We start from the raw sequence: 24,956 nt of genomic DNA, 5'->3' as shown, positions 1-24,956 counted from the left end.
ATCAGCGGTCAGGGTTGGTCAGTTAGTTGCTTTGACTCTTGATTTGTGCCATCAGCCGATCCACATCTTCCAGCAGTTTCTCGGCTTTCTCGCGGGCATCATTCACTACTTTTTCGCCTTCGGCCTTGGCCATGCTTTCGGGGAAGTCTTTGCCTTCCATCAGGTCTACAATCAGTTTTTCCAATTGCTCCCGGTATTTCGAAAGCCGGAATGTCAGGCGGTCGCGCGTGATTTCGCCTTTTTGGGGAGCGTACAGCACGCCCAGGAAAACACCCGAAGCGCATCCGGTCAAAAAGGCTAACAGAGTACTCGTGGTTTTGCTCATGACTTTATAAATTCTATGGCTTGGTTGTGGTACGTAACATTATTTGTTATCAATCAGTCCCCGGCCACTTTTCCGAATCACCCCCTCTTTGGTCAGTTTTTCGGTCAGTCGATCCAGGTTCCCATTCACAAATTTACCACTTTTAAGGGTACTATACCGCTTTGCAATTTCAATAAATTCATTTATCGTCACTTTTACAGGTATCGAAGGAAAATGGATGAGCTCGGTCAGAGCGGCCTTGATGATGATCATATCGAGCAGGGCGATGCGCTCGGGATCCCAGTTTTTGAGCTGATCGCTCAGGTACCCTTCGTACTGTGCGTCGTTTTCAATCGCCTTTTTGAACAGTTCTTCCACAAAAAAACGATCCTCGTCCCAATCGTCGGTCAATTCAGAAAGTTGGATTTTTCCGGTATCGGCCGACTTGATGGTTTTGATGGCCATGGTACGGATAATCTCGAAATGCTCCTCCCAGTACATATCCTGCTGCTCAAAGTGCTCAACCGGGATTTCGTGCTTGAGAACGATATTTCGCAATACGTGTTGCGCTATTTTCTGATCTTCTACGGCGGTGTGCTCATTTTGGCGGCAGTATTCGATGTATTCCAAGTCGGTCCTCAGGGCTTCCCGGTACGTTTTGCGCACGACGGCCATATCATTCGACCAGGAAATGCCCCGGCGAATGATCTCTATTTCAAAGGGCTCATGGGCTTTCAGCATCTGGATTACCCCGTTGCCATCCAGTCCCGATGCGGTAGGAAACACCACCTCGTCCTCATCAGGTACCGCCCGCACCACGCGTTCGCGGTCCAGCTGGGCCTGATGCGCCAATTCGAGCAACAGCGACAACACCCTCAAAAATTCATCGTAAATCCCTTCGGTTTCCTTCAAAATCCGGTTTACAATGGCAGTACGATCTTTTTGGTTTTGCTTTCTGTAGGTATCATAGGCCTGGCGCGCGGTCTGAAGCGCCTCTGCGGGCACATCGTCGTCGGGGTTGACGTCACCCTTCCTGATCAAATCGTCGAGGCTCAGCAAAGCCAGCCGCTTCAGGCCTTCCAGCCGTTCATGGTTCTGAGGAAGCATGGAATTGAGGTCGGGCAGGTAGGTGTCGGCTATTTCGTCATTGGCCAGCAGCCGGTTGGCCTCGGCGGCAATTTTACTGGCGTATAGGGCCTGAACGGCTTTGGAGCGTAATAATCTTCGGTTCAGCATTTTTCTAGTTCAAAGTTCAGTGTACGAAGTTCTGAGTTTAGTATAACGACGGAGTTTCAACAACCCAGAACTAAGAACTTTGTACTTTTAATTTTTCCGCAAAATTAGATTTTTTTGTTAACATTCGGAAGCAAACCCCGGAATGAGTCGGGATTTGCTGCAACGTTTTGCCTTACCTTCGTGTTAGGTGTCAAGCACGGTCCAAGTTTTTACAATATAGCCCTACACGTGAAAGCACTCGCGTACCTCAACCACTATTTAGTCAAGTATAAGTGGTACCTGATCCTGGGTACCCTCTTTACGATCATCTCCAACCTTTTCGGTATTATTCCGGCGCAGCTGGTTCGGTACGCGCTGGACCTGGTGGGTGAAACGCTCGATATATACTACCTGTTCGACGGATCGACCATTCAGTCCGAGATGTATGATGTCTTTACCAGCACCATTCTGCTGTACGGACTGATGATTCTGGCGATGGCCCTGCTGAAAGGCTTTTTCCTGTTTCTGGTGCGGCAAACCATCATCGTGATGTCCCGGCATATCGAATATGACCTGAAAAACGACATCTACGAGCACTACCAGACTTTGCCGATGAGTTTTTACCGGCAACACAACACGGGCGACCTGATGGCCCGCATTTCGGAAGATGTGAGCAAAGTACGTATGTACGTCGGTCCGGCGCTCATGTACGGCATCAACCTGATCGTGCTGTTTATTCTGGTCATTTCGTACATGGTTTCGGTCAACGCCAAGCTGACGTTCTATGTACTCCTGCCTTTGCCGCTCCTTTCGGTCAGTATCTATGTGGTCAACAGCATGATCATCCGCCGGTCCGAAGAAATTCAGCGGCAGTTGTCCAATATGTCCACCTACGTGCAGGAAGCATTTTCGGGCATACGAGTGATTAAAGCCTTCGTGCAGGAAAAGTATTCTTTCCTGAATTTCCAGAAAGAAACGGAAGACTTTAAGAACAAATCCCTGAATCTCACCAAAGTAGATGCCCTGTTTTTCCCAATCATCATGCTGCTGGTGGGGCTGAGCAACGTGTTGGTGATCTACGTCGGTGGACAGGAAATCATTAATGGCAATCTCACACCCGGCAATATCACGGAGTTTATCCTGTATGTCAACATGCTTACCTGGCCCGTAATGGCGCTGGGCTGGACGACGAGCCAAATTCAGCGGGCTGCCGCTTCGCAGGCGCGGATCAATGAGTACCTGGAACAGAAAACGACGATCAGTTCGGAGAAAAAACTGAAACCCGCCATCGAAGGAGCCTTGCGGTTCGAGAATGTGGGTTTCCTGTACCCTGATTCCGGAATCAGGGCGTTGCAGAAATTCACCCTCGATGTGAAACCCGGCGAGAGCATTGCGGTACTGGGTACCACAGGCTCGGGCAAAAGCACCCTGGCCAACCTGATCTGCCGGCTCTACGATCCCACCGAAGGTACCATATATCTGGACGGGGTACCCCTGAAAGAATATGATGTAAGGTACCTGCGCAAACAAATGGGGTACGTGCCGCAGGATGTGTTCCTATTCTCGGACACAATTGCCAACAACGTACAGTTTGGTACGGATGGGCTCCCCCACGCCAAGATCGAACAAGCCGTGAAGGATGCCGATTTGCTGGCCAACATCCAGGAATTCCCCCACGGTTTCGATACACGTCTGGGCGAGCGGGGCGTCACGCTATCGGGCGGACAGAAACAACGCCTGTCCATTGCCCGCGCCATCGCCCGCGACCCGAAAATCCTGATTCTGGACGACTGTCTTTCCGCCGTGGATACCAATACCGAAAATATTATCCTCAACAATCTGAAACGGATCATGCAGGATCGTACCTCGGTGATTATCTCCCACCGCGTTTCTTCCGCCAAATTAGCCGATCGCATCGTCATGCTGGACGATGGCTATATTGTGGAAGAAGGTACCCACGATGAGTTGATCGAGAAAGACGGAGCTTACAAAGAACTGTACGAAAAGCAGTTGGTCGTGGAAGAAGAGATCTGAGAAGATGCTGGATGTCCGATTTTGGAGACCTAAAATTGTGGGAATTTTCGGCTAGGCGCAGAAGCGCTTTTTGTTCCTACTCCACTACGATCTTCTCCATTTCCTTCAAGAAGTCTTCCTCGAAATCAGCGCCGTGGCCGGGGGTGTCGGGTAGGTCGAGGTGATAGTGATCGCGGTAGGTAGCCCCACCTGCCACGGGATCGATCGCGTGCTCGAACGGGGAATCCAGATCATAGAAAACAATGTTGGGGCGGGCCGAAGCCAGATGCGCGTTGGCCGTAATGCCCAATCTACTTTCCGACATACAGCCGATCATACAGGGAATGCCCGCCGCCTCGGCGATGGCATTGATTTTGAGCGCAGTATGGATGCCTCCACTTTTAGAAAGCTTGATATTGAAGTAGTCCACGGCCTGCTGACGAACCAATTGCAGGGCGTCAATGTGCGTAAATAATGATTCGTCGGCACAAATGGGAATGGGTGAATGGGCTCGTACCCGCGCCAGATTCTCAAAATCCCAATGCTTCACAGGTTGCTCACAGTACTGAACATCGTACTTTTCAATGGCTTTGAGTACCCGCACCGCCGACACATAGTCCCAGCCCTGATTGGCATCCACCCGCAACGGCAACCCGTCGCCAATGGCCTCGCGAATGGCTTTTATTCGGCGTATATCCTCGTCAGGTACCTTACCCAGTTTCACTTTAATGGCATCCGCTCCTCGGTTTTTAATAGCCAGCGCGTCCTCGGCCATTGCTTCGGGGGTACCTATATAGATTGTTTCGTCGGTGGTGATCGTCTTTTTATTTCCCCCCAGAAACTGGTACAGCGGCATTCCGGCGTGCTTGGCAGCAGCATCGTACAGCGCCATATCGAAGGTGCTTTTGCACGTAAAGTTGCGGGTCAGGTACTGATCCAGCATGCGCAGATTCCCCTCGATATCCCAGACGTACTTTCCCATGAGCAATCGCGCAAAGTCGCGGGCCGTAGCCAGGCAGGAATCCTGCGTCTCGCCCACGATCATCCAGAAGGGCGCGCCTTCGCCCAAGCCATAGGTATCTTCTTCGGTGATGATTTTCACCAGAATATTTCGCGCTTCGGTGATAGTACCGATGGCGATGGTGACGGGAGCTTTAAGGGGAATGTTGAGGCGGTATATTTCAACGCGGGTAATTTTTCCTTGCACAGTTTTCGGGTTGCTAAAACGCAGACAGCCAATCCCATTACAGCTGAAACGCTGTCTGCGTTGAAATAGAAAAGATGATTTCGTGGGAAATGAATTATTCGAACAGCTTTACCGTAAAATCCAGCAATTCGGTACCCCCTACCTTGCCATGTCCCGGAATGACAATTTTAGCCTGGGGGTACCTGGCTTTGACGTTTCGGACCGTGGCGGGCCAGGCGGCGACGTTGGCGTCTTCCAGATTCCCTTTTCCGGCCCCTACCTCTTTGATGAGGCAGCCGCCAAACATCGCCTCGTCTTCGGGAAAATAGCCGATGACGTTGTCGCGGGTATGGCCCTCGCCCATAAATTGCGCGTACACTTTCTTGTTACCTACCTTCAACGTCAGCGAATTGTCAAAACCCTTTTGGGGCTGGGGGGTACCTTTATCTTTCAGAAAAGCAATGGTCCGGTTTTCAGCGTAGGAAGGAATGTTCTTTTGATGAAACGCTTCCAAACCACCCACGCAATCCGCGTGAAAATGGGTGGCCACGACGCCATTGATTTTTGCGTGAAGTTTTTCCGTAAGGTACCCGATCAATTCCTCTGAGGTTTCGTTGGTAGCGGGCGTATCGAACACGATGGCCTCGTTGCCATTGATCACGATCATCCCGTTACACGCCACCCTTCCAAAAGTCTCGGTATTGAGGTAGGAAATGTGCTGATACACGTGGTCGGAAAGTTTGTTGATGATCAGGTTCTCGGATTCGTACTCGGGGGCATTGGTTATTTGTGTTGCCGAGATAAAGGTACCTGTGGGCTGGCTGGCGTAGGTTTTGTTTGCTAATAAACTTTGGCTGACAAAGGCTACGAGAAGTATGGTATATTTTATCATTCCGTTTTTTAGAAATAGGGTTTTGATTAGGGTTGTTGTCCTTTTTGGGGTATCCATCGTTGCAAACTCAGAAGTAATTCATCATAGTTCCTTGCAGACGTGAGATAAGCCAAACACAGAGGTCGGCCATGTCAACGGACGATTGTAACACAAATAAGATAGCTTTTTTATTTAGTGAAAAAATACCCCGCAGTTATACTCAAAGTATTATTGTAGTTCTTGGTATCCTTGGCAAGCGGCTTGATTCCTTTGTTAAAGTTGATTCCGAGCAAAAATCTGCCAGTTTCCACCCCTGCTGCTATACTTAGTCCGTAATCAAAACGATCAAATGGAAAGCTCTCACGATTCCAATTGTCAAGGGGGTCAATTTCCTGTTTATCATAGCCTTTTATCTTGGTATTACTAATCAAACCAACTCCCAAGTAAGGCCCCATTCCGACATATAGTTTTGCGCCTTTTCTCAATGGTTGTCTGTAAAGGGCAAGAACAGGAAATTCAAGATAGTTTAGGCTTTGTTTTGTACGGATTGTTCTGACATACAAGCCAGACAGGTCACGTTCGTCATACTTATATATAACACCCTTGGAACTGAGCAGCAGAGCGGGCTGAATAGAAAAGCGAGCATAAAGTCTCATATCAGCCATGATTCCAAATTGATAGCCAATTTTAGGAGCATATCCATTTAGGGGTAAAGCAATGGATGAAACATTCATTCCAGCTTTTGTACCAAATCGAACCTGGGCCTCCGCTTCACCGACTACGAATAACAACCATAGTATAAGAAAACCTGATCGAAATAATTTCTTCATAGAAAAATCAAATTTATGCGTTTTTTATCGGCGTATTTCTATATTCACCTACATTGTCAGAGGTATGTCACAGCCGAACGCTACTTGGCGGATAAGTATAAATATACAACGCCCAATCTCGCTTTCCAAGGGGCATTTTTGTATTTTTGAAAAAGTCAACTATATCCAGCCATGCAATACGTACCAGTGAGCATAGACCCTGAGATAATGAGCGGTACACCCGTCTTCGCAGGAACTAGGGTACCCATCAAAAACCTCTTCGATTATTTGGAAGGCGGTGACGACCTGGCGGAATTCCTGGATGATTTTCCTTCGGTTTCCAAAGAGCAGGCACTTATACTTCTAGAAATGGCAAAACAATCGCTTCTGTAAAACGCGGTCTGCGTTGGAAGAATCACTCCGGAAACGCACTCTTATCCAATCCCGGAATAATCTTTAGCGCATTCTTGTAATACAACTTCTTCAACACCTCGTCCGAAAGTCCCAATCCGTACATGCGCCAGAAAGCGTGGTACTTTTTGTGATAGGGGAAGTACTCGTCCTCGGTTTCCAGCACGCGGAAGTAGGTCACGTACTCGGAAGGTACCCAGCTGTCTTTGCCAAACAGTACACGATCCTGGTACTTGTTAAAAAACTGTTTCGCCGCGCGCGGCTGACGGCCCAGCTCGGCGATGACCGCACCGATTTCTACGTAGGTATTCGGATAGGCAATCATCAGGCTGTCCAGCTTGCGGAGGTTGTTGGCGTACCAGCCCATGTGGGCGTTGATGAAGGTCGTTTTGGGATGCTTGCGGAAAATGTCGTGCTGCTCGCCGATCAATTGCTCGAACGAAACCTTGTCTTTGGCGCGGTTGCGGCCCGGATGCGTTTTCAGTTCCAGCCAGCGTTCGTTATAACGATCCAGCGGGTCCCAGAACGAAGGTACGTCGGCGGTATGGATCAGTACGGGAATACCCAGGGTGCCGCACTTGGCCCAAACCGGATCGAGGCGCACGTCGTTCACGGCTACGCGCTCGCCTTTTTCGTCCACAATACCGCTGAATCCTAAGCTTTTATAAATCTTCAAACCTTTGGCTCCCATTTTCACGTCGGCTTCCAGTTGCGCCACGGCTTTGGAAGTCCAGTCGGGTTCGCCAAAACCTTTGAATTGCAGGTTGGTAAAGACAGCGATGCGTTTGGGTTCGTTCTTCATCACATTCGCCAGTGACCCTTTCAGTTGTGCCGTTCCTTCGTCCCATTCCTGGTACCAGCCGCGTCCGCTCAGGTTCACCATAATCTGCATATTCATGGTATCCATGACGGCTACCAGCTCGTGCAGATTTTGCTGCGGCATCTGGTACTGGTGATTATGCACGTCGATGAAGGGGAATTTGGCCCGGGTCGGTATGTGTTCCTCTACTTTCAGGGTAGAAATCGGGTCGTATTCTTCAAAACCCAGCGGGGCTTCGACGGTCTGGCTACGGGCGACGGTGGCAATACAAAGCAGGCAAAAGCCGAAGGAAAGATTTTTCATATGCGTAAAAGCTCTGCGGAAAATTTTCCGGGTTTATTGACAAAAGGAGTTAGAACAAATGTAAGCGTTTTGTGGCATTTTATTCGGTGAAGTCGCGGCAAAACCTTTTAACCGAATCCACCGGCTTCTGCCCGGCTGGCCTCTGCTTGGAAGAATTCAGGACGGACATTTCCAGTCTTCCAAAAGGTTCAATCTACTTTTGAAAAGATTGGTTAGTTTTGTACATCCTACCTTAAACTCCCGCATCTGCTATGGAACCCATGACCACCGTTTCTGAAGTTCTGAACAAACTCAAGGCCGAAGGCTACACCGTCGATTTTAACCTACAGGAAAACTGTCTGGTATGCCAGGGTAATTCGGTAGAGATCAGTCCCGACGAATTTGTGGTAGACCGGCACTTCCGGTTCGAGGGTATGACCGACCCCGGCGATGAAGCCGTAGTGTATGCCATTTCATCAGCAAAGCACGACATCAAAGGTACCCTGGTAAACGGATACGGCATTTATAGCGATCCGCTGGGCGACGCTATGATCAAGGCCCTTTCCACCCATCCCGAAAACGATGGTATACACCACTAGGCCAGCATCAATCAGCTAGTTATCAGGACTTTTTATTGTAAATCAACGCTACACAATGGGCCGCGATGCCTTCCTGTCGGCCTACAAAGCCGATGTGTTCGGAGGTAGTGGCCTTGATGGAGATCGCTTCTTCATCGACCGCCATCACCGCGGCCAGGCATTCTTTCATGGCCGGAATGTGCGGATTCAGCTTAGGCACCTGTAGCACGATCGTTACGTCTACGTTACCTACCTCATAGCCCTTTTCCCGGATCATTTCCAGCACTTTACTCAACAGAACCTTACTGTCCACGCCCTTCCACTGCGGATCTTTGTCCGAAAAATGGTAGCCGATGTTGCGCAGATTGGCGGCTCCCAACAGGGCGTCGCAAAGCACATGGCATACAATGTCGGCATCGGAGTGGCCCTTGGCACCGTGACTGTGCGGAATCAGGATACCGCCCAACCAAAACGGCCGGCCCGCTTCCAGTTGATGCACATCATAGCCCTGCCCGATTCGGAAATTCATTTTTTTTAGTGAGTATTTGATAGTTGCGGGTTGCTCCTGCGATGAGTGAACCGCTCCATGTGAAAGTCTGGAATTTCCAAATTCTTCCGTTTTGAATAAATAAACGCTTTCAATTGTCCACCGTCAACTGTCCATTGTCCACTGCTCTATAATAGAGCGTCGAGCAGTTCTCGGGACGAAGTACCTGCCGCGCCACGCGCTGAATGTCTTCCTTATGGATATTCCTGAGTTTTTCCTCGTCCTCGTTGACCCATTCGGCGCTGCCGGCGTTGGCGGCGTAGGCCAGGTTCATGGCGCGGTTGAGAAGCTCGACCTGCGAAAAAGCCAGGGTAGCTTCGGCCTGGTTTTTCACCTTTTCCAGTTCCTCGTCGGTGGTGCCGTTCGCGACAAAGTCTGCCACCAGCTTTTCCACGGCCTCATCGGCGGCTTCCAGCGTAACACCGGGGTTGAGATTTCCCCGGATTATCAACAGGCCCGGATCGAGCGAAGACGTGATACTGGCGCTCACGCTGTTGAAAAGCGGGATGTTTTTTAGCAACGCCTGGTACAGGCGCGCCGACTTGCCGCGTCCGAGTATGTCGCTGACCAGATCGGCCTCGTAAAAATCAGTATCGAATCGTCCGGGCATGTGGTAGGCTTTGACCAGGCAGTTCAGGGGTACCTGCGCCGAGGTTTCCAGCTTCCGGCCCTGCATCTGAACGGGCTCGCTCGGGATATTGCGAAAGTACTGCTCGCCGGCGGATATGGGACCAAACCATTTTTCGGCCAACTGCCTTACTTGCTCGAGCTTAACTGCCCCGGCTACCACCAGCACGGCGTTGTTGGGGCGATAGTACTTAAAGAAAAAATCTTTCACATCGTCCAGCGTGGCGCGTTCGATGTGCTCAATGTCTTTGCCGATGGTAGCCCAGCGGTAAGGGTGGGTCGTATAGGCCATCGGGCGCAGTTTCAGCCAGATATCGCCATAAGGCTGATTAAGGTACCTCTGCTTGAATTCCTCGATCACCACTTTCCGCTGTACTTCCAGCACCTGCGGGTCGAACGACAGGCTCAGCATCCGGTCGGATTCGAGCCAGAAGGCGGTTTCGACATTGTCGGCCGGGAGCGTGAGGTAGTAATTGGTAATGTCGGCCGAAGTGAAGGCGTTGTTTTCGCCCCCTACCATCTGCACGGGTTCGTCGTAGCTGGGAATATGCTGCGAGCCGCCAAACATCAGATGCTCAAAGAGATGGGCAAAACCCGTGCGCTGCTCGTCCTCGTCGCGCGAGCCGACATTGTACAGAATATTGACGGCGGCCATTGGCGTGGAAAAATCTTCGTGGACGAAAACCTTCAAGCCGTTGTCCAGCGTAAACTGATCGTACTGAATCATGAAATGAGATAAATGTACCTGCGGCCAAACCGGGGCCGATAAATTAACGTTATGAGCAAAGCTACAAGGACAATCCCACACAAACAAACACGTACACCTGCTCAATCCTTTTTCATGCGCTTCCTCGTTCTGCTTGTTTTTCTATCGACCGTTTTTCAATTCATTCCTTTACCTGCCAAGGCCCAGATTCTGAATGACCGCCCTACCCTGGCGCTTATCCAGAAGGGCATCAACCATATTTATAATAATGAATTCGAGGAAGCCAACGCCGTAGGCCGACAAATTCAGGGCAGGTACCCCGAGCATCCGGTCACCTACTTCCTGAAAGCCTTTCAAATGCACTGGCAGTACCTACCCATCAAAGACAATAAGGCCAAAGTAGGCGAGTACATCCGTGCCCTGAACCAGTGCCTGGCGGCGGTGGATAAACAGTACGGCAAAAACAGCAAGGAACCCGAGGCAGTGTTTTTTACGATGGCCTCACGGGGGTACCTGGCTCTGATGTACAACTATCAAAACGAACTTCTGAAAGCGGCCGGAGAAGCCCAGAAAGCCTACGGTAGCCTGACCGAGGGGCTAAAGCTGGTCGATAAGAACCCGGAGTTTTATTTTGTGGCGGGTATGTACAACTACTACGTGGAGAGCTACCCCGAGGATCATCCGATCGTGAAGCCGCTGATGATTTTCTTCAAAGACGGCAATAAAACCCTGGGCCTGAAACAACTGGATATGGCAACTAAAACGGCGGTCATTACCAAAGTCGAGGCAGCGTATTTTCTGGCCCATATCTACCTTGAGCACGAAGCACGGCCCGACCTGGCCGATAATTATACGGCTCGCCTGAGTGCCTGGTTTCCCAACAACCTGGTGTTCAAAATGAGCCATCTGGAAGCCCTGATTCTGGCGGGCCGTTACGATGAAGCCGACAAAGGCCTCCCCGAACTCAAGAAGCATACCACGGGTTTTTATCCCATCGCCGGGTACTGTTTCGAGGGAATGATTGCCGAAAAACGGGACAAAAACGACGCGGAAGCTCAGAAAGCATACCTGGCCGCGCTCAAAATTCCGTATGATATGCAGTATACCCGTGAGTACCACGCCATGTCCTACGCCGGACTGGCCCGCATCGCCGACCGCGGCGGCAACAAGGCCAAAGCCCGGGAATACTACAAGAAAAGCCTGGAAATAACGGAGTACCTTGCCCTGAAACGGGAGGCGAAAGCCTACCTGAAATGATTTCTGGAAAGAGCGTCAATTGCTAAAATCGACATCGGGCCGTTCCAGCTTGCGCTGGCTGCGGCGGAAAGTAGCGTCGGGCTTACCCAAAGGTACCTGGAGCGTAAATTTGTAATACCGCACATCGCGCCGGCTCATCGAGGTCTGGAACACGGCCGGTTGTTCATAAATGGAGTAGAATCGTCTCGAATTGAAAATATCGTTCACAGTAAAGACGAGGCTACCTCTGTTATTCCACAAACCCTTCCGCAACGCAAAATCCGCCGCATTGACCGCCCGTCGGTAGCCTTGCAGCGATACGCCCCGGCTATCGCGGGTACCACTGAGTTGAGCGGTGATGTCGGCGGGCAGCCTGTAGCTCAGATTGAGCTTGGCATTGTACACCCACCGCTGCGTTCTGGCCGAGTCGGACTGAATGGCGAAACTACGCGTATTGGCACTGGCCAGTATTGTAAAATTTTTGCCCAAATCCAGTTTGAGTGACTGATCCAACCCGTACTGAATATCGGCTTTAACGTTCAGAAACGTCGTCACCAAAATGGACGGGTCGTCGGCTGAGGGCTGGGTAAAGGGTTTGATGGTGTGGTCTTCGTAAATATAGTACAGGCTGGAAAACCACTGCAATTGATCTTTCGTGAGCGTATAGGTCAGTTCAGCGGTATTCACAAATTCCGGGCGCACCGCCGGGTTGCCGATGGTGATGTTCTGGCGGTCGTTGGCCTGGATGCCCACAAACACATGGCGGAAATTGGGCCGCCCTACCTTCCGGCTCAGGCTCAGCGCCAGTTCCGAAGTTTTGCTCAACTCCTTAGTCGCCGAGAAAGACGGGAAGAACGACTGAAAAATATTCTGTCCGGTTTTGGACGGATAATTATACCCAAAGGTGCTGCCATCAAAGCGCGACAACCCATGCAAGCTCGACTGCTCGAGCCGAAGTCCCGCCTGGATGTTAATGCCGCTGCGCAATTGACTGGTGTACAACGCGTAGGCGGCGTTCACCATCTCCCGAATATCGGCATTCTGCGAGTAGTCCTGCAGAAGCGTATAATCCCCGCCTTCGCCCAGCACCTTGAACAAATACTGTTGGTCGCGGGCGTAGGTGAAGCTACGAATCCCGAACTCCCACTTGGCCGAGTCGCCGACGGGCCGCGTATAGTCGAGTTGGGCCAGGTACTGGCTACCGATGATGCGCCCGTCGATGCGGTCGAGCTCGGGGTAGGTGGGTTGGCTTTTTCCGGCGGCATCCAGCGAAGTGGTGAGCCAGTCGGCGGCGTTGGATACGCGATTGCGCGTCACGGATGACGAGAAATTCAATTCTTCCTTTTTGCGGGCAAAACTATGTTTCCAATCCAGGGTACCCCCAGGTTGGTAAAATTATTCTGCGGGTCGATGTGCCGGCTGCCGCTGCCCGTGCGGTTTCCGGCGGCATCGCGGTAGGTATACTGCTGATCCGAAACCGAATTGTAAGCCCCGGCGGCTACCGTTCCGCCTACCGTCAGCAGGTTATGGGCATTGACGTTGTAGTCTATAGCCAAACGACCGTTCTGGAAGTGGTTGTTCAAGTCGATGGCGGTATTCTGATCAAAATAGCCGGTAGGTACCCCGGAGTCGGCGCTGCGATTGGTTCGGTGAACGTAACCCGTAAGCGGATTTTGGGTAGCATTCAGGCTGTATAGTGCCGTCACATTCCAGCGGCCCTGCCGCCAGTCAAGGTTAGCGGTGGCATCGTAGCGTCGATTTTGACCCAGGCTCACACTGGCGATGCCATTGTAACCCGGCTGCCGGTTTTTCTTCAGTACCAGATTCACAATGCCGCCCGAGGTGGAGGCGTCATAGCGCGCCGATGGATTACTGATGACCTCGACGGATTCAATCTGATTGGCCGGAATCTGGGCAAGGGTCAGTTGCGTCGGCTTTCCATTGATATAGAGTGTGGTCGCCATGTTGCGCAGGCTGGGATTACCATTCTCATCAAGCGTAATCGCCGGGACATTCCGTAGCAGCGATTCGGCCGTGCCGCCAATGCTGGTCAGGTTTTTGGCCACATTGAACACGCGCTTCTCGGTACTCATAGCCAAAGGATCTTTCTCGCCCTTCACTTTTACTTCGTTAAGGAGCGTGGCGTCAGTCCGCAACGTAAGCGTTCCCAAATCCACAGTAGACTGGCGGGCAGACAGAACAGTGGTTTGCTGAATCGGCAGGTACCCTACGAACGAAGCCCGTACCAGCAGCGACACAAGGGGCAGGTGGCTGATCGTAAAATTCCCGGCTTCGTCGCTCTGGGTGCCCCCGGCCAGGCTACTGTCGGCCCCCGTTTTGGTCCAGACAGTCACAGCCGCGAAGGGTAGTGGTTGCTGGGTACCGGCGTCTATAATGCGCCCACTCACCTGACCTTGTTCAATAATCTGGGCCTGGCCAGCCAAAAAGCTGAGCAGAAAAAAAGAAGTAAAAAGTAATAGGCGCATAGTTTGATTAAAACCCCATGACTCGGGCCATGAATTGAATAGCAAATCAACTCCTCAATATTGGAGAGAAGTTGGAGTAGAAGGTTAATTTCTCATTAAAAAGCCGTAATCAGGCCATCGGATTTTGTTTCCAGGTATTTCGGGTAACACAGATTGTCTCCAGTTTCCTTTCCCTATTTTATTGCCAGAAAGTCGCCGGCAAACCTCAGAAATAATATTCCTATGAAACTCCTCCTCGTAGAAGATGAAAAACACCTCGCAGATTCCATCCTTAGCTATCTGCGGACGGAGGGGTACCTCTGCGAATGGGCGGCCGACTTTGGCACAGCTTCCGAGAAAATCGCCCTTTATGCCTACGACTGCGCCCTGATCGACATAACGCTGCCTGGCGGCAACGGCCTGGATCTGGTACGGCAGTTCAAGGCGCAGGACTCGGCAGCGGGTATAATTGTTATTTCGGCGCGAAATTCGCTCGATGACAAGATTATGGGGCTGGACATCGGGGCCGACGACTACCTGACCAAGCCTTTCCATCTCTCAGAACTCAACGCCCGTATCAAGTCACTCATCCGCAGGCGTACCTTTCAGGGGAAACAGGACATCGTTTTCCGGGAGATTACCGTAAAGCGGGATTCGCTGGATGTCTTCGTCAATATGGAGAGTGTTGTTTTAACCAAAAAAGAACTGGATCTGCTATTGTATTTCATTGCCAACCAGAACCGGGTACTTACCAAAGAATCCATCGCCGAGCATCTGTGGGGCGAACAGGCCGACTCGCTTGACTCCCTGGACTTTATCTACACCCACATCAAAAATCTGCGTAAAAAGCTGGTTGAAAAAGAGTGTCCTGATTATATCCATTCGGTATACGGTATGGGCTATAAATTCACCCAACCTACCTGATTATGAAGCTCCTGAATCGCACGGCGGTTGCCTATTTCGGTGTTTCCCTGCTGCTATTGGTGGTTGCTACGCCCATTTTTTATTATGTCCTGCACGAGCTTTTTGTGGAAGAGGCCGACGAAACACTGGTAAGCCGCAAGGAGTTTGTCGTAGCCCGGCTGGGCGAGATAAAAAATGCTAAAGAAATCACGGATTGGACGCGCTTTGAGGACGACATAGTCGTCACACCGCTCCCCGCAGGTACCTTGCCTCGACACGACTCGCTCTACGATGGCATAGAACACGGGAACGAACACTTCCGCGAACTGGCCACGCAGGTAACGATCTACGGCAAGCCCCATCAATTGAAGATACGCAATTCGATGCTGGAAAAAGGCGATCTCATCCAAACCATCGTCATTTCCCAGATCCTGTTGCTGGGCGCGCTCTTGCTCTGCCTGCTGCTCATCAACCGCTGGATCGCCGGAAAAATCTGGCAGCCCTTTCATGAAACATTAGCCAAACTGAAAGACTACTCCCTGAGCCGACGGATTCAGCCCGAACTCGGACGCACGGATATTGTCGAATTCAAAGAACTCAATGAAGTGGTGGACCGGATGACGCGTAAAATTCATGACGATTTCACTAATCTGAAGCAGTTTACAGAGAATGCCTCGCACGAAATTCAGACGCCTTTGGCCATTATTAAAAGTAAGCTGGAGGTCATGATTCAGGATGAAGATTTATCTAGCCAACAAATGCAGGGTATCCAAACCATATACGAAGCTACCGGTAGGCTTTCCCGACTCAATCAGGCACTTCTGTTATTGACCAAAATAGAAAACGACCAATTTGTCTCGACGGAGCGCATCAACCTCCGATTGCTTCTGAAGGAATCCTTATCGCTCTTCGAAGATTTTATTCAGGCCAAGAATCTACAGGTAGCCACTCGACTCAATGACTGCGGGCTCGACTTAAATCCGACATTAGCCAGGGTACTGCTTACCAACCTGATCGGTAACGCCATCAAGTACAACTTAGAGGGAGGTACCCTCGACATTGTCCTGACCGGGAGGTACCTCACTATTTCAAATCCGGGCGCCAGCCCCCTACACCCACCCGAAATCTATTTCGAACGCTTCAACAAAGGCAGTTCCCATTCCGATTCGTTGGGGTTGGGGTTAGCGATTGTGAAAGAAATTTGCGCGTTCAGTAATTGGACGGTACGCTACGATTTTGAAAACGGGATGCACGTGGTAGAAGTCGGATTTGGGATGCCCAAAAATCAACATCCATAAAAAGCCGACTTGCCGGTCGATAACAGGTTTCCTTCAGATTAGGACGGTACCATTGTGTTGTAGTTTTTAACTTTAAACAAAAGCAAACATGAAACGAATGATTATCGTGACCCTATTGGCCGCTTCCGTAACGCTTGGTGCTAATGCCCAGAAAATAACGGCTGCCAAGGTACCTGACATTGTCAGGACAGCCTTCATCAATACCTACCCTAAAGCGAAAGAAGTGGCGTGGGAGAAAGAGAAATCCGGTGATTATGAAGCAAACTTCGAGCAGGACCAAGAGGAGATGTCCGTCGTATACAACAAACTAGGCGTAGCCCTGGAAGTAGAGACCGAAATCGCGGTTTCTGGTCTGCCTGTGGCCGTCCAGAATGCTCTCAAAGGCAAGAAAATCAAAGAGGCCGCCAGGATTACCAAAGGCGGCAAGACCTACTACGAAGCAGAACTCGGTGGCAAAGATTTCCTGTTTGATGCCAGCGGCAAGGCCGTGGCCGCTACGAAGGACTGACCTGCCAACGTTTCCTGAGACTAAAGACACCCGGCCAGCGCCGGGTGTCTTTTTTGTTTTTGAAAAGTCTCTTACCTACCTACTTCAACCTTCCTAAAAGCACACTCCATTTTCTGTTATTCCACTATTTGCAAAAAGAATTGTCACTGCTTTCAAAACATAGCTTTCCCGGGCGAGTCTTACGGCGGGCCTGAAACTGTACACTTTATAAGAGGATATTAGGGAGGCAAACGACTTTTATAACGCAAAGCCCAAAATCGCCAAAGCATAAGCAGCAAACGATATCTGGGTAGGTACCCTCCCCCGAAAGGTTTAATTCATTAAAATTGCAGGACGCCTGTATAGACCGGGTGCAGGGTAAATGGCTCAAATTCCCAATGGCTACCTTAAATTAGCTGACATGAAATACCTGCTGCTTCTTTTTCTTGCATTACCCGGACTGGGCTTTTCGCAAAAGAGCCAGAAACCCAACATCCTCTTCATCCTGTCCGACGACCACACCGCGCAGGCCTGGGGCATCTACGGCGGTATCTTGCAGGACTACGTCAAGAACGACAACATCCGCTGGCTGGCCGACCACGGCGTGGTGCTGGAGAACGCCTTCTGCACCAACTCCATCTGCGTGCCCAGCCGGGCGGCCATCCTCACCGGCCAGTACAGCCACCGCAACGGCGTCTACGACCTGGACGATGCCCTAGAGCCCGACAGTGCCAATTTTGCCAAACTGCTCCAAGAGGCTGGCTACCAGACGGCCATCATCGGCAAGTGGCACCTCAAGAAGGAACCCACCGGCTTCGACTACTACCTGGTGCTGCCCGGCCAGGGACGGTACTGGAACCCCATCCTGAAAACCCGCGACAACTGGCAGGATGGCAATGCCGGGGGAACGGAATACCAGGGATTCTCCGCCGACGTGATCGCCGACCAGTCGATCGCCTGGCTGAAAAACCGCAACAAGGACCGGCCCTTCTATTTGTCGATGCACTTCAAGGCCACCCACGAGCCCTACGACTACCCCGCCCGCCACCAGGAATTCCTGGCCGACGTGGAGCTGCCCTACCCCGGGAATTTTGCGGACTGGGGGCCGGCCCCCAGCGGCCGCACCCACGACGGCTGGCCGCTGGAAATCCTGGGCAAACGCTACGAAGCCCAGACCGGGAAGGGGTACCCGGGCAACTCCTTCTCCTTGCAAGGTCTGGATTCGCTGGCCGCGCGTAAAAAGACTTACCAGAAGTTCGTCAAGGATTTCCTGCGGTCGGGGGCGGCCATCGACGACAACATCGGCCGGCTGATCGCCCATCTGCGGGAGAGCGGCGAGCTGGACAACACCGTCATCATCTACACCGCCGACCAGGGGTACTTCCTGGGCGAGCACGGCTTCTTCGACAAACGCTTCATCTACGAGCAGTCGCTGCGCATGCCCTTTGTGATCTCCTACCCCCGGGAATTGAAAGCCGGTAAAAGAATCGACGACCTGATCCTGAATATCGATTTTCCCGCCCTGTTTCTGGACTTTGCCGGGGTGAAGCAGCCGGCCTCGATGCAGGGGCGGAGCTTCCGCGAAAACCTGCAAGGCAAGACCCCCAGGGACTGGCGTAAGGACCTGTACTACCGCTACTGGGCCAACGAGCCCAACCGGCCGGCCCATTTCGGCATCCGCACCGACCGCTACAAGCTGGCGTTCTTCTACGGCCAGAGCCGCACCAAGACCGAGCGCGACAAGATGAAGTACCCCCCCGGCTGGGAATTTTACGATCTGAGGAAAGACCCGCACGAGGACCACAACGCCATCCGCGACCCGCAGTACCAGGCCCTGATCGACAGCATGAAGAAGAGATTGCAAACCCTCAAGCAGGAAAGCGGCGATGTGGAAACCAACCCTACCATCCGCCAGCTGATTGAGCAGAACCAGTAATCCCCAAAGCCCTGCCCCACTCGAATCCAACTTATGTTTTCTTTAAACCTCTCCGAACCGTGAAGCATAAAATAACCCTCTTTCTAACCCTTTTCCTGTGCCTGGGCACCTTCCTGGCTTTCCGATTCTCCCCGGCCGACCGGCCGCCCAACGTCGTGCTGGTGTACATCGACGACCTGGGCTTCGGCGACCTGGGGCGCACCGGGGCGGTGGGCTACACCACGCCCAATTTTGACGACATGGCCAGCAAGGGCATGTTCCTCTCGCAGTACTACACGCCGCAGGCCGTCTGCACCGCTTCGCGGGCGGGCCTGCTGACGGGCTGCTACCCCAACCGCCTCGGTTTTGCCGGGGCGACGGACCATTCGGCCAAAACCGGCATCAACGCCGAGGAGGAGACCATCGCCGAGCTGCTGAAAGCCAAAGGGTACGCCACGGCCGCCTTCGGCAAGTGGCACCTGGGCTTCCAGAAGCAGTTCCTGCCCCCCCACCACGGCTTCGACGAGTACTTCGGCATCCCCTATTCCAACGACATGTGGCCCAACCACCCCGTCAACAAGAACTACTACCCGCCGCTGCCGCTGATCGAGGGCGACGAGGTGGTCGCCACCAATCCCGACCAGAGCCAGTTCACCACCTGGTTCACCGAGCGGACGATAAACTTTATTAAAAAGAATAAGGACAAGCCCTTCTTCGCCTACCTGGCCCACCCCATGCCGCACGTACCCCTGTTCGTGTCGGACAAGTTCAAGGGCAAATCGCAGCAGGGGCTGTACGGGGACGTGATCATGGAACTCGACTGGAGCATCGGGCAGATCCGCAAGACGCTCAGAGAGCTGAAACTCGACGGAAACACGCTGCTGATCGTCACCTCCGACAACGGCCCCTGGCTGTCCTACGGTAACCACGCGGGCAGCGCGGGCGGCTTCCGCGAGGGCAAGGGCACCACCTTCGAGGGCGGGCACCGGGTGCCCTGCATCGTGGAATGGACGGGCGTGGTGCCGGCGGGCGTGGTGTCCAACAACCTGGCGGCGGGCATGGATATGCTGCCGACCATTGTGGAGGCGACGGGGGCCAGCCTACCGAAGAAAAAAATCGACGGCGTGAGCCTGCTGGCCAATTTGAAGGGGAACCTGTCGGTCAAGCCGCGCGAAACGTTCCTGTTCTATTACCGCCGCAACAATCTGGAAGCGGTGCGTCACGGCGATTGGAAGCTGGTGTTTCCGCACCCAGGACGCACTAATGAGGGCTTCAAACCTGGGAAAGACGGCCAGCCGGGTGGGGGAAATGAGAACTTCAACCACCAGGGTGGGCTCTACGACCTGAGGCGCGATCCTGGCGAGCGCTACAACGTGCAGTTTGATTTTCCCGAGGTGACGGCCGAACTGATGAAGATCGCCGACGAAGCCCGCAAGGACCTGGGCGATGATTTGACCGGCAGCCCCGGCCAGAACCGCCGGCCCATCGGACGGGTGACTGAGTAGAGATGGGTACCTTTTGGGGAATTTTTAGTTTTCTTCTCATGGATAAACTCGATAAAATTGTTGAAGCCCGTATGAAACTGCGAGCGCGGTTTGAGAAGAAAATGCGGGATACGCCTTCCGTCTCGGACGGTCAGCCGCAGGGTACCGGCCCTACCAACCGCCACGGCATGCCCAAACTGCCCATCGGCCAGTTTGAAACCGAAAAATGGCCGGTGCTGGATCTGGGCTACAAACCCAATATTTCGCTGGATCGCTGGCGGCTGTACGTGGACGGGGAAGTGGAAAATCCGGTGGTACTGAAATGGGAGGATTTCATGGACTTGCCCCAAACCGAAGATGTCAGCGATTTTCACTGCGTCACGACCTGGTCGCGGATGGACGTACCCTGGGTAGGTGTCCGGATGATGGATCTGGCGGCATTGGTACAACCTAAAGATACCGCCACGCATGTGATGTTTTACGGCTACGATACCTACGCCACCAACATATCCCTGGAAGAAGCCCTCAAACCGGATGTGCTGCTGGTACATACCGCCGACCACGTACCCTTACCCCTCGACCATGGCGGTCCGGTGCGGGTCATCACGCCGCAGCTTTACGCCTGGAAAGGCGCCAAATGGATCAAGCGCATTCACTTTATGGCGGGGGATAAGCCCGGTTTCTGGGAAGCACGCGGCTACTCCAACACGGCTTACCCCTGGCGCAACGATCGCTACAGCGAGTAGCTTTTGAAATATTGAGTAAACGGGTAAGGGAATGAGAGAATATTAGCCTAAGATTGTATGAAAATATTCCTACCCTCCTTTACCTTATGAAAGTAAATCTCCTCCTCGACGAACTGGAGCAAAAGGAATTGCTTACACCCGCCCAGCGCGTGGTCATCGGGCAATACGAAAAACAGAAACCCGTATCGCTTTTTATCTACCTACGTACCCTCCTCTATCTTTCCATTTCGGCTTTCATCGGAGGCATCGGTGTGCTGATTTACGAAAATATCGACACGGTCGGCCATACCATCCTTATCTCGATCCTGGCGCTGGTCACGGTAGGTTGTTTCGTATTTGTCTTTAGGAAAGGTACCCCCTACCGCCCCGAAAAAGTAGTGCAGACGACGCATTATTTCGATACTGTATTACTGCTGGGCTGCCTGCTGTTTCTGACGCTGGAAGGCTACGCACAGTATCAGTACGAACTGTTCGGCACCCGCTACGGGCTGGCCGTCATTATTCCCGCGATTTTCTTTTTCTACCTGGCCTACCGTTACGACCATCAGGGGGTACTTTCGCTGGCCATCACGGCCCTGGCCTCGTGGGTAGGGCTTACGGCTACCCCCAGTGAATTATTGGTAAAAAACGATTTCTCGGATCCGGCTGTGATTCGTGCCTCTGTTATTTTCGGAGCGATCATACTGACAACCGCGAGGTTTCTGAAACAACGGGGAATCAAACCCCATTTCACGTACACCTATGTTTTGCTGGCCGGTACCCTCTATCTGGCGGCCTGCACAGGTGGAATGTTTACGCAGGATAGGCTACAGTTGCTGTTCGGCGTACTGCTAGGTATTGGTTGCTGGGATTTTTTCAAAAACGCCCAGGACGAAAACTCGTTGCTGCTTCTCTTAATCAGTGTGATTTTCGGATACACCGGAATCACCTATCTGCTCTTTAACAACCTGCTTAATGAGTTCATGGAGTTTCTGGCCTCTTTTTACCTGCTGGCCAGTGCGGCGGGAGTCGTCTGGTTTTTTGTCAGCTACAAGAAAATATTGAAGCGTTCCTGAAAGGTACCCTAGTCTCCCTCCCTCAATTTCACTATGAAAGCTTACAACGAAATCCTGCTTTACAACCAATGGGTCCAGCGAATGGCGAAGGACTGGATGAAGAAAAACCTTATTACCCAAGAAAACCAGACCGCCATCAACCACGCCTACGCCGACCTACCCTACCAGCCCAACTGGTTTATCTGGATCGGGCTGTTCATTTTCACTCTTATTGGCATAGGGGCTTCCACAGTATTTTTCCTTCCATTAATCGATACAGCTTTCGCCGAAACGCTATTGGGCCCCCTTTACGGGGTAGCGATGTATTTTTTCATGAATTATCTGATCAAAGAGCGAAAACTTCATTTCTCTGCTATCGATAACGCCTTTCTCTACGCAATTCTGCTATCTTTTATTCCTCTGATCATCAAACTGGCCGATACCGTGGGGGATATTCCCTGGCTGGTCGCATTGGCCTACCTACCCCTCCTGCTGTTTATTACCTACCGCTACGGCGAGCCGCTCATTACGCTGGGTACCTCCCTGAATGGCCTGTACATCGTAGCCATCCTGGCTATGGAAACGCCCTGGGGAAAACTGCTGCTGCCTTTTATCGTCATGTTATTTGCCGGAACGGTGTGGTACTTCGTGCGTAGTTTTATGCTGGATGATCGCAGTTTTTACTGGCGAATCGCCTTGAACTGGCTGCATGTGGCCGCCCTGACAGTCGTTTATGCCGCCGGAAATTACTATGTGGTCCGGGAAGGCAACGCCGCCCTCAACAGTCTGCCTGACCCTTCTCCCGAAGTAGCGCTTTCGGGCCTCTTCTGGCTTTTGACTTTTCTGATTCCCGGCCTGTACCTTTATGCAGCCATTCGTTGGAAAAGCCTGCAATTTCTGATTCTGGGTAGTCTTTTTCTGATAGTTTCGCTGGCAACCTTCTACCATTACTACCCCTTTATGCCCGGTGAATGGGCCACGGCCTTGCTGGGTCTGGCGGGTATTGGTGCGGCGATTTTCGGGATGCGCTACCTGAAAAATGCCCGCAACGGGTTTATTTACGAACCGGAAGAAACCTCAGAATGGGCAACCCTGGCCGGTACGATTATCGCCGCCGAAGTAGGAAGCAGCGCTTCAGACACCCCGCAAGGCCCGCACTTTGGCGGCGGGGACTTTGGCGGCGGCGGAAGTGGAGAAGGGTACTAGCGTAACATAGACAGGGTTCAAAACGCGGTCTATGGTAAAAGTTAAGAATGTTGCTTGATTTCATTCTGCCTCGGTGACAACGGGCTTTTTTTGTATGTTTGTTCAGGCACTCATTCCTACCGATCACTTCATGCAAAACTTTACTCGAAAAGTACTAGTTGTTCTAGCCATTCTCACCAGCTTCGGCCTCGGCTCTTTCCTGACCCTCAAAGCTCCTGAGGCCATTACTACCGAAATGGTGCACCAAGCCTCCCAGATTTTCGGCCTCACCTTCACCGAAGCCGAGCGCGATTCCATGCTCAGTAATCTGGAAAGGGCGCGGAAAGGGTACGAAGATATACGGGCCATCCCCCTGACCAATGATGTAACACCGGCGCTGTACTTCAATCCGTTACCCACGGGATTTGTATTGGATTCTATCAAGAAACCCTTTAAATACAGTACCCTGCTGAAAGCCTCTTTGCCCAAAAACAAAGACGACCTGGCTTTCTATACGATTTCTGAACTAGCCTCCCTGCTGCGCTCGCGTCAGATTACTTCGGTGGAGCTGACGGAATTTTTCCTGGCCCGCCTTAAAAAGTACGATCCCCAGCTGCATTGCGTCATCACCCTCACCGACGACCTCGCCCTGGCGCAGGCCCGCAAAGCCGATGAGGAAATCAAAGCTGGGAAGTACCGTGGTTTGTTACACGGCATTCCCTATGGTGCCAAGGATTTATTAGCTAAAAAAGGCTACAAAACCACCTGGGGTGCCGGGCCGTACAAAGACCAGACGTTGGACATGGACGCCACCGTCATCAGAAAGCTGGAAGATGCGGGTGCCGTGCTGTGCGCTAAGCTGACGATGGGTGCACTAGCGATGGGCGATGTATGGTTTGGCGAGAAAACTCGCAATCCGTGGTCTACCCAGGACGGTTCGAGCGGTTCGTCGGCGGGCTCGGCTTCGTCGGTCTCAGCCGGACTTTTGCCCTTTGCCATTGGTACCGAAACGTTGGGGAGCATCGTGTCGCCTTCGACGGTATGCGGTACCACGGGGCTACGACCTACCTACGGGCGCGTAAGCCGCCACGGCGCGATGGCCCTGAGCTGGAGCATGGACAAGATTGGACCGATCTGTCGCACGGTAGAGGACTGCGCCCTGGTTTTCAATGCCATCTACGGGCCCGACGGTTTTGACAAAACGATCATCGACGCGCCTTTCAACTACGCGCCCCCGGCCAAATCGCTGAAAGGAATGCGGATGGGGTACCTTAAGAAAGCTTTTGAATCAAATTATAACAACAAAACCAACGATTCGCTGACGCTGGAAGTACTTAAAAAACTTGGGGTGGAACTGGTACCCATGGAGCTGCCCGACTACCCGCTGAGCGCCATGACGGCTATTATTTCGGTAGAAGGCGCGGCGGCTTTCGACGACATGACTCGCTCCGACCGCGACGAGCTGCTGGTACGTCAAACCAAAAATGCCTGGCCCAACTCCTTCCGCTCGGCCCGTTTTATGCCGGCGGTCGAGTACTTACAGGCGAACCGGCTACGCACCAAACTCATTGAAGATACGTATGAGGTTTTGAAAAAAGCGGACGTGGACGTATATATTTCACCGTCCTACGGCGGGGGAAACTTGTCAACCACCAATTTGACGGGCCATCCGTGTGTGGTGCTTCCCAATGGCTTTACGAGCAAAGGTACCCCCACCAGCATTACGTTCATGGGCCAACTGTTTCAGGAAGCCAGGGTACTGGCGGTGGCCAAAGCCTACCAAGATGCCACGGATTTCCACCGCAAACACCCCGCTTTGCAGTAGGAAGCGTTT

23 protein-coding genes are annotated in these 24,956 nt (G+C 52.2%); 13 read left to right on the top strand and 10 right to left on the bottom strand.

The window, feature by feature from the left end; all coding sequences use genetic code 11:
- Positions 1 to 22 precede the first annotated feature (22 nt).
- Positions 23 to 325, bottom strand: coding sequence for a YtxH domain-containing protein (locus tag GBK04_RS20800; RefSeq protein ID WP_152763025.1), 303 nt, complete (start codon positions 323 to 325; stop codon positions 23 to 25).
- A 39-nt stretch (positions 326 to 364) separates the two neighbouring features.
- A complete protein-coding gene (gene nusB, locus GBK04_RS20795) occupies positions 365 to 1,540 on the bottom strand; it encodes a transcription antitermination factor NusB (protein ID WP_152763023.1) in 1,176 nt (391 codons plus the stop codon).
- A 228-nt stretch (positions 1,541 to 1,768) separates the two neighbouring features.
- Here nusB and GBK04_RS20790 point away from each other — a divergent pair, with 228 nt between their 5' ends.
- Positions 1,769 to 3,553: an ABC transporter ATP-binding protein gene (locus GBK04_RS20790; protein WP_373331178.1), complete on the top strand. Its 1,785-nt coding sequence runs from the start codon at positions 1,769 to 1,771 to the stop codon at positions 3,551 to 3,553.
- A gap of 76 nt (positions 3,554 to 3,629) precedes the next feature.
- Here the strand turns inward: GBK04_RS20790 and GBK04_RS20785 are convergent, their stop codons facing one another.
- The 3 genes from GBK04_RS20785 to GBK04_RS20775 all read right to left on the bottom strand — a co-directional run bounded on the left by GBK04_RS20785 (position 3,630) and on the right by GBK04_RS20775 (position 6,419).
- Entirely contained in the window at positions 3,630 to 4,739 is a 1,110-nt protein-coding gene (locus GBK04_RS20785) for a mandelate racemase/muconate lactonizing enzyme family protein (RefSeq protein WP_373331177.1), read from the bottom strand.
- Positions 4,740 to 4,833: 94 nt separating this feature from the next.
- Entirely contained in the window at positions 4,834 to 5,610 is a 777-nt protein-coding gene (bla, locus tag GBK04_RS20780) for a subclass B1 metallo-beta-lactamase (RefSeq protein WP_152763017.1), read from the bottom strand.
- Between the two features lie 167 nt (positions 5,611 to 5,777).
- Positions 5,778 to 6,419, bottom strand: coding sequence for a porin family protein (locus GBK04_RS20775; protein ID WP_152763015.1), 642 nt, complete (start codon positions 6,417 to 6,419; stop codon positions 5,778 to 5,780).
- Positions 6,420 to 6,590: 171 nt separating this feature from the next.
- Between GBK04_RS20775 and GBK04_RS20770 the strand changes: the two genes are divergently transcribed.
- Positions 6,591 to 6,791: a DUF433 domain-containing protein gene (locus GBK04_RS20770; RefSeq protein WP_152763013.1), complete on the top strand. Its 201-nt coding sequence runs from the start codon at positions 6,591 to 6,593 to the stop codon at positions 6,789 to 6,791.
- Positions 6,792 to 6,813: 22 nt separating this feature from the next.
- On the opposite strand, the gene GBK04_RS20765 is transcribed toward GBK04_RS20770, so the two are convergent.
- On the bottom strand, positions 6,814 to 7,932 hold the full coding sequence (locus tag GBK04_RS20765; protein ID WP_152763011.1) for an amidohydrolase family protein: 1,119 nt from the start codon (positions 7,930 to 7,932) through the stop codon (positions 6,814 to 6,816).
- Positions 7,933 to 8,183: 251 nt separating this feature from the next.
- Between GBK04_RS20765 and GBK04_RS20760 the strand changes: the two genes are divergently transcribed.
- Positions 8,184 to 8,510: a phosphoribosylpyrophosphate synthetase gene (locus tag GBK04_RS20760; RefSeq protein ID WP_152763009.1), complete on the top strand. Its 327-nt coding sequence runs from the start codon at positions 8,184 to 8,186 to the stop codon at positions 8,508 to 8,510.
- Between the two features lie 22 nt (positions 8,511 to 8,532).
- On the opposite strand, the gene ispF is transcribed toward GBK04_RS20760, so the two are convergent.
- Both ispF and GBK04_RS20750 read right to left on the bottom strand, forming a co-directional pair.
- Positions 8,533 to 9,018, bottom strand: a complete 486-nt coding sequence (gene ispF / locus GBK04_RS20755; RefSeq protein WP_152763007.1) for a 2-C-methyl-D-erythritol 2,4-cyclodiphosphate synthase — start codon at positions 9,016 to 9,018, stop codon at positions 8,533 to 8,535.
- 109 nt (positions 9,019 to 9,127) lie between these two features.
- Complete coding sequence (locus GBK04_RS20750) at positions 9,128 to 10,390, bottom strand: M16 family metallopeptidase (protein ID WP_152763005.1); 1,263 nt, start codon at positions 10,388 to 10,390, stop codon at positions 9,128 to 9,130.
- 114 nt (positions 10,391 to 10,504) lie between these two features.
- Here GBK04_RS20750 and GBK04_RS20745 point away from each other — a divergent pair, with 114 nt between their 5' ends.
- The gene (locus tag GBK04_RS20745) at positions 10,505 to 11,626 is read left to right on the top strand and encodes an ABC transporter substrate-binding protein (RefSeq protein ID WP_152763004.1); all 1,122 of its coding nucleotides are present in this window, start codon (positions 10,505 to 10,507) and stop codon (positions 11,624 to 11,626) included.
- A gap of 15 nt (positions 11,627 to 11,641) precedes the next feature.
- Here GBK04_RS20745 and GBK04_RS30885 read toward each other — a convergent pair whose 3' ends face one another.
- Positions 11,642 to 12,922, bottom strand: a complete 1,281-nt coding sequence (locus GBK04_RS30885; protein ID WP_373331176.1) for an outer membrane beta-barrel family protein — start codon at positions 12,920 to 12,922, stop codon at positions 11,642 to 11,644.
- A 14-nt stretch (positions 12,923 to 12,936) separates the two neighbouring features.
- Positions 12,937 to 14,091, bottom strand: a complete 1,155-nt coding sequence (locus GBK04_RS30880) for a carboxypeptidase-like regulatory domain-containing protein (protein ID WP_373331175.1) — start codon at positions 14,089 to 14,091, stop codon at positions 12,937 to 12,939.
- A gap of 222 nt (positions 14,092 to 14,313) precedes the next feature.
- Between GBK04_RS30880 and GBK04_RS20735 the strand changes: the two genes are divergently transcribed.
- From GBK04_RS20735 to GBK04_RS20695, 9 genes are all read left to right on the top strand, one after another.
- A complete protein-coding gene (locus GBK04_RS20735; RefSeq protein WP_152763002.1) occupies positions 14,314 to 14,994 on the top strand; it encodes a response regulator transcription factor in 681 nt (226 codons plus the stop codon).
- Positions 14,995 to 14,996: 2 nt separating this feature from the next.
- Positions 14,997 to 16,271, top strand: a complete 1,275-nt coding sequence (locus tag GBK04_RS20730) for a sensor histidine kinase (RefSeq protein ID WP_152763000.1) — start codon at positions 14,997 to 14,999, stop codon at positions 16,269 to 16,271.
- Positions 16,272 to 16,359: 88 nt separating this feature from the next.
- On the top strand, positions 16,360 to 16,779 hold the full coding sequence (locus GBK04_RS20725; RefSeq protein ID WP_152762998.1) for a PepSY-like domain-containing protein: 420 nt from the start codon (positions 16,360 to 16,362) through the stop codon (positions 16,777 to 16,779).
- Between the two features lie 400 nt (positions 16,780 to 17,179).
- The gene (locus tag GBK04_RS20720; protein WP_152762996.1) at positions 17,180 to 18,694 is read left to right on the top strand and encodes a sulfatase family protein; all 1,515 of its coding nucleotides are present in this window, start codon (positions 17,180 to 17,182) and stop codon (positions 18,692 to 18,694) included.
- Between the two features lie 59 nt (positions 18,695 to 18,753).
- The gene (locus tag GBK04_RS20715; RefSeq protein WP_373331174.1) at positions 18,754 to 20,178 is read left to right on the top strand and encodes a sulfatase family protein; all 1,425 of its coding nucleotides are present in this window, start codon (positions 18,754 to 18,756) and stop codon (positions 20,176 to 20,178) included.
- A gap of 38 nt (positions 20,179 to 20,216) precedes the next feature.
- Positions 20,217 to 20,903: a molybdopterin-dependent oxidoreductase gene (locus GBK04_RS20710; protein ID WP_152762994.1), complete on the top strand. Its 687-nt coding sequence runs from the start codon at positions 20,217 to 20,219 to the stop codon at positions 20,901 to 20,903.
- Positions 20,904 to 20,989: 86 nt separating this feature from the next.
- The gene (locus tag GBK04_RS20705) at positions 20,990 to 21,958 is read left to right on the top strand and encodes a DUF2157 domain-containing protein (protein WP_152762992.1); all 969 of its coding nucleotides are present in this window, start codon (positions 20,990 to 20,992) and stop codon (positions 21,956 to 21,958) included.
- A gap of 33 nt (positions 21,959 to 21,991) precedes the next feature.
- On the top strand, positions 21,992 to 23,143 hold the full coding sequence (locus tag GBK04_RS20700; protein WP_152762990.1) for a hypothetical protein: 1,152 nt from the start codon (positions 21,992 to 21,994) through the stop codon (positions 23,141 to 23,143).
- Between the two features lie 130 nt (positions 23,144 to 23,273).
- Complete coding sequence (locus GBK04_RS20695; RefSeq protein ID WP_152762988.1) at positions 23,274 to 24,947, top strand: amidase; 1,674 nt, start codon at positions 23,274 to 23,276, stop codon at positions 24,945 to 24,947.
- The last annotated feature ends 9 nt before the right edge of the window (positions 24,948 to 24,956 follow it).

The organism is Salmonirosea aquatica, from assembly GCF_009296315.1.
GTDB classification, from domain to species: Bacteria; Bacteroidota; Bacteroidia; order Cytophagales; family Spirosomataceae; genus Salmonirosea; species Salmonirosea aquatica.
The sequence above is the reverse complement of the archived record's forward strand: the minus strand, read 5'-3'. Positions and strand labels throughout refer to the sequence as shown.

Excerpts from the sequence above, each read along its gene's own strand:
- GBK04_RS20720 (WP_152762996.1), top strand. The coding sequence starts at position 17,180 with ATGAAATACCTGCTGCTTCTTTTTCTTGCATTACCCGGACTGGGCTTT.
- GBK04_RS20705 (WP_152762992.1), top strand. The coding sequence starts at position 20,990 with ATGAAAGTAAATCTCCTCCTCGACGAACTGGAGCAAAAGGAATTGCTT.
- GBK04_RS20745 (WP_152763004.1), top strand. The coding sequence starts at position 10,505 with ATGCGCTTCCTCGTTCTGCTTGTTTTTCTATCGACCGTTTTTCAATTC.
- ispF (WP_152763007.1), bottom strand. The coding sequence starts at position 9,018 with ATGAATTTCCGAATCGGGCAGGGCTATGATGTGCATCAACTGGAAGCG.
- GBK04_RS20710 (WP_152762994.1), top strand. The coding sequence starts at position 20,217 with ATGGATAAACTCGATAAAATTGTTGAAGCCCGTATGAAACTGCGAGCG.
- GBK04_RS20760 (WP_152763009.1), top strand. The coding sequence starts at position 8,184 with ATGGAACCCATGACCACCGTTTCTGAAGTTCTGAACAAACTCAAGGCC.
- GBK04_RS20725 (WP_152762998.1), top strand. The coding sequence starts at position 16,360 with ATGAAACGAATGATTATCGTGACCCTATTGGCCGCTTCCGTAACGCTT.
- bla (WP_152763017.1), bottom strand. The coding sequence starts at position 5,610 with ATGATAAAATATACCATACTTCTCGTAGCCTTTGTCAGCCAAAGTTTA.
- GBK04_RS20775 (WP_152763015.1), bottom strand. The coding sequence starts at position 6,419 with ATGAAGAAATTATTTCGATCAGGTTTTCTTATACTATGGTTGTTATTC.
- GBK04_RS20695 (WP_152762988.1), top strand. The coding sequence starts at position 23,274 with ATGCAAAACTTTACTCGAAAAGTACTAGTTGTTCTAGCCATTCTCACC.
- nusB (WP_152763023.1), bottom strand. The coding sequence starts at position 1,540 with ATGCTGAACCGAAGATTATTACGCTCCAAAGCCGTTCAGGCCCTATAC.
- GBK04_RS20770 (WP_152763013.1), top strand. The coding sequence starts at position 6,591 with ATGCAATACGTACCAGTGAGCATAGACCCTGAGATAATGAGCGGTACA.
- GBK04_RS20735 (WP_152763002.1), top strand. The coding sequence starts at position 14,314 with ATGAAACTCCTCCTCGTAGAAGATGAAAAACACCTCGCAGATTCCATC.
- GBK04_RS20765 (WP_152763011.1), bottom strand. The coding sequence starts at position 7,932 with ATGAAAAATCTTTCCTTCGGCTTTTGCCTGCTTTGTATTGCCACCGTC.
- GBK04_RS30880 (WP_373331175.1), bottom strand. The coding sequence starts at position 14,091 with ATGCGCCTATTACTTTTTACTTCTTTTTTTCTGCTCAGCTTTTTGGCT.
- GBK04_RS20700 (WP_152762990.1), top strand. The coding sequence starts at position 21,992 with ATGAAAGCTTACAACGAAATCCTGCTTTACAACCAATGGGTCCAGCGA.
- GBK04_RS20750 (WP_152763005.1), bottom strand. The coding sequence starts at position 10,390 with ATGATTCAGTACGATCAGTTTACGCTGGACAACGGCTTGAAGGTTTTC.
- GBK04_RS20730 (WP_152763000.1), top strand. The coding sequence starts at position 14,997 with ATGAAGCTCCTGAATCGCACGGCGGTTGCCTATTTCGGTGTTTCCCTG.
- GBK04_RS20800 (WP_152763025.1), bottom strand. The coding sequence starts at position 325 with ATGAGCAAAACCACGAGTACTCTGTTAGCCTTTTTGACCGGATGCGCT.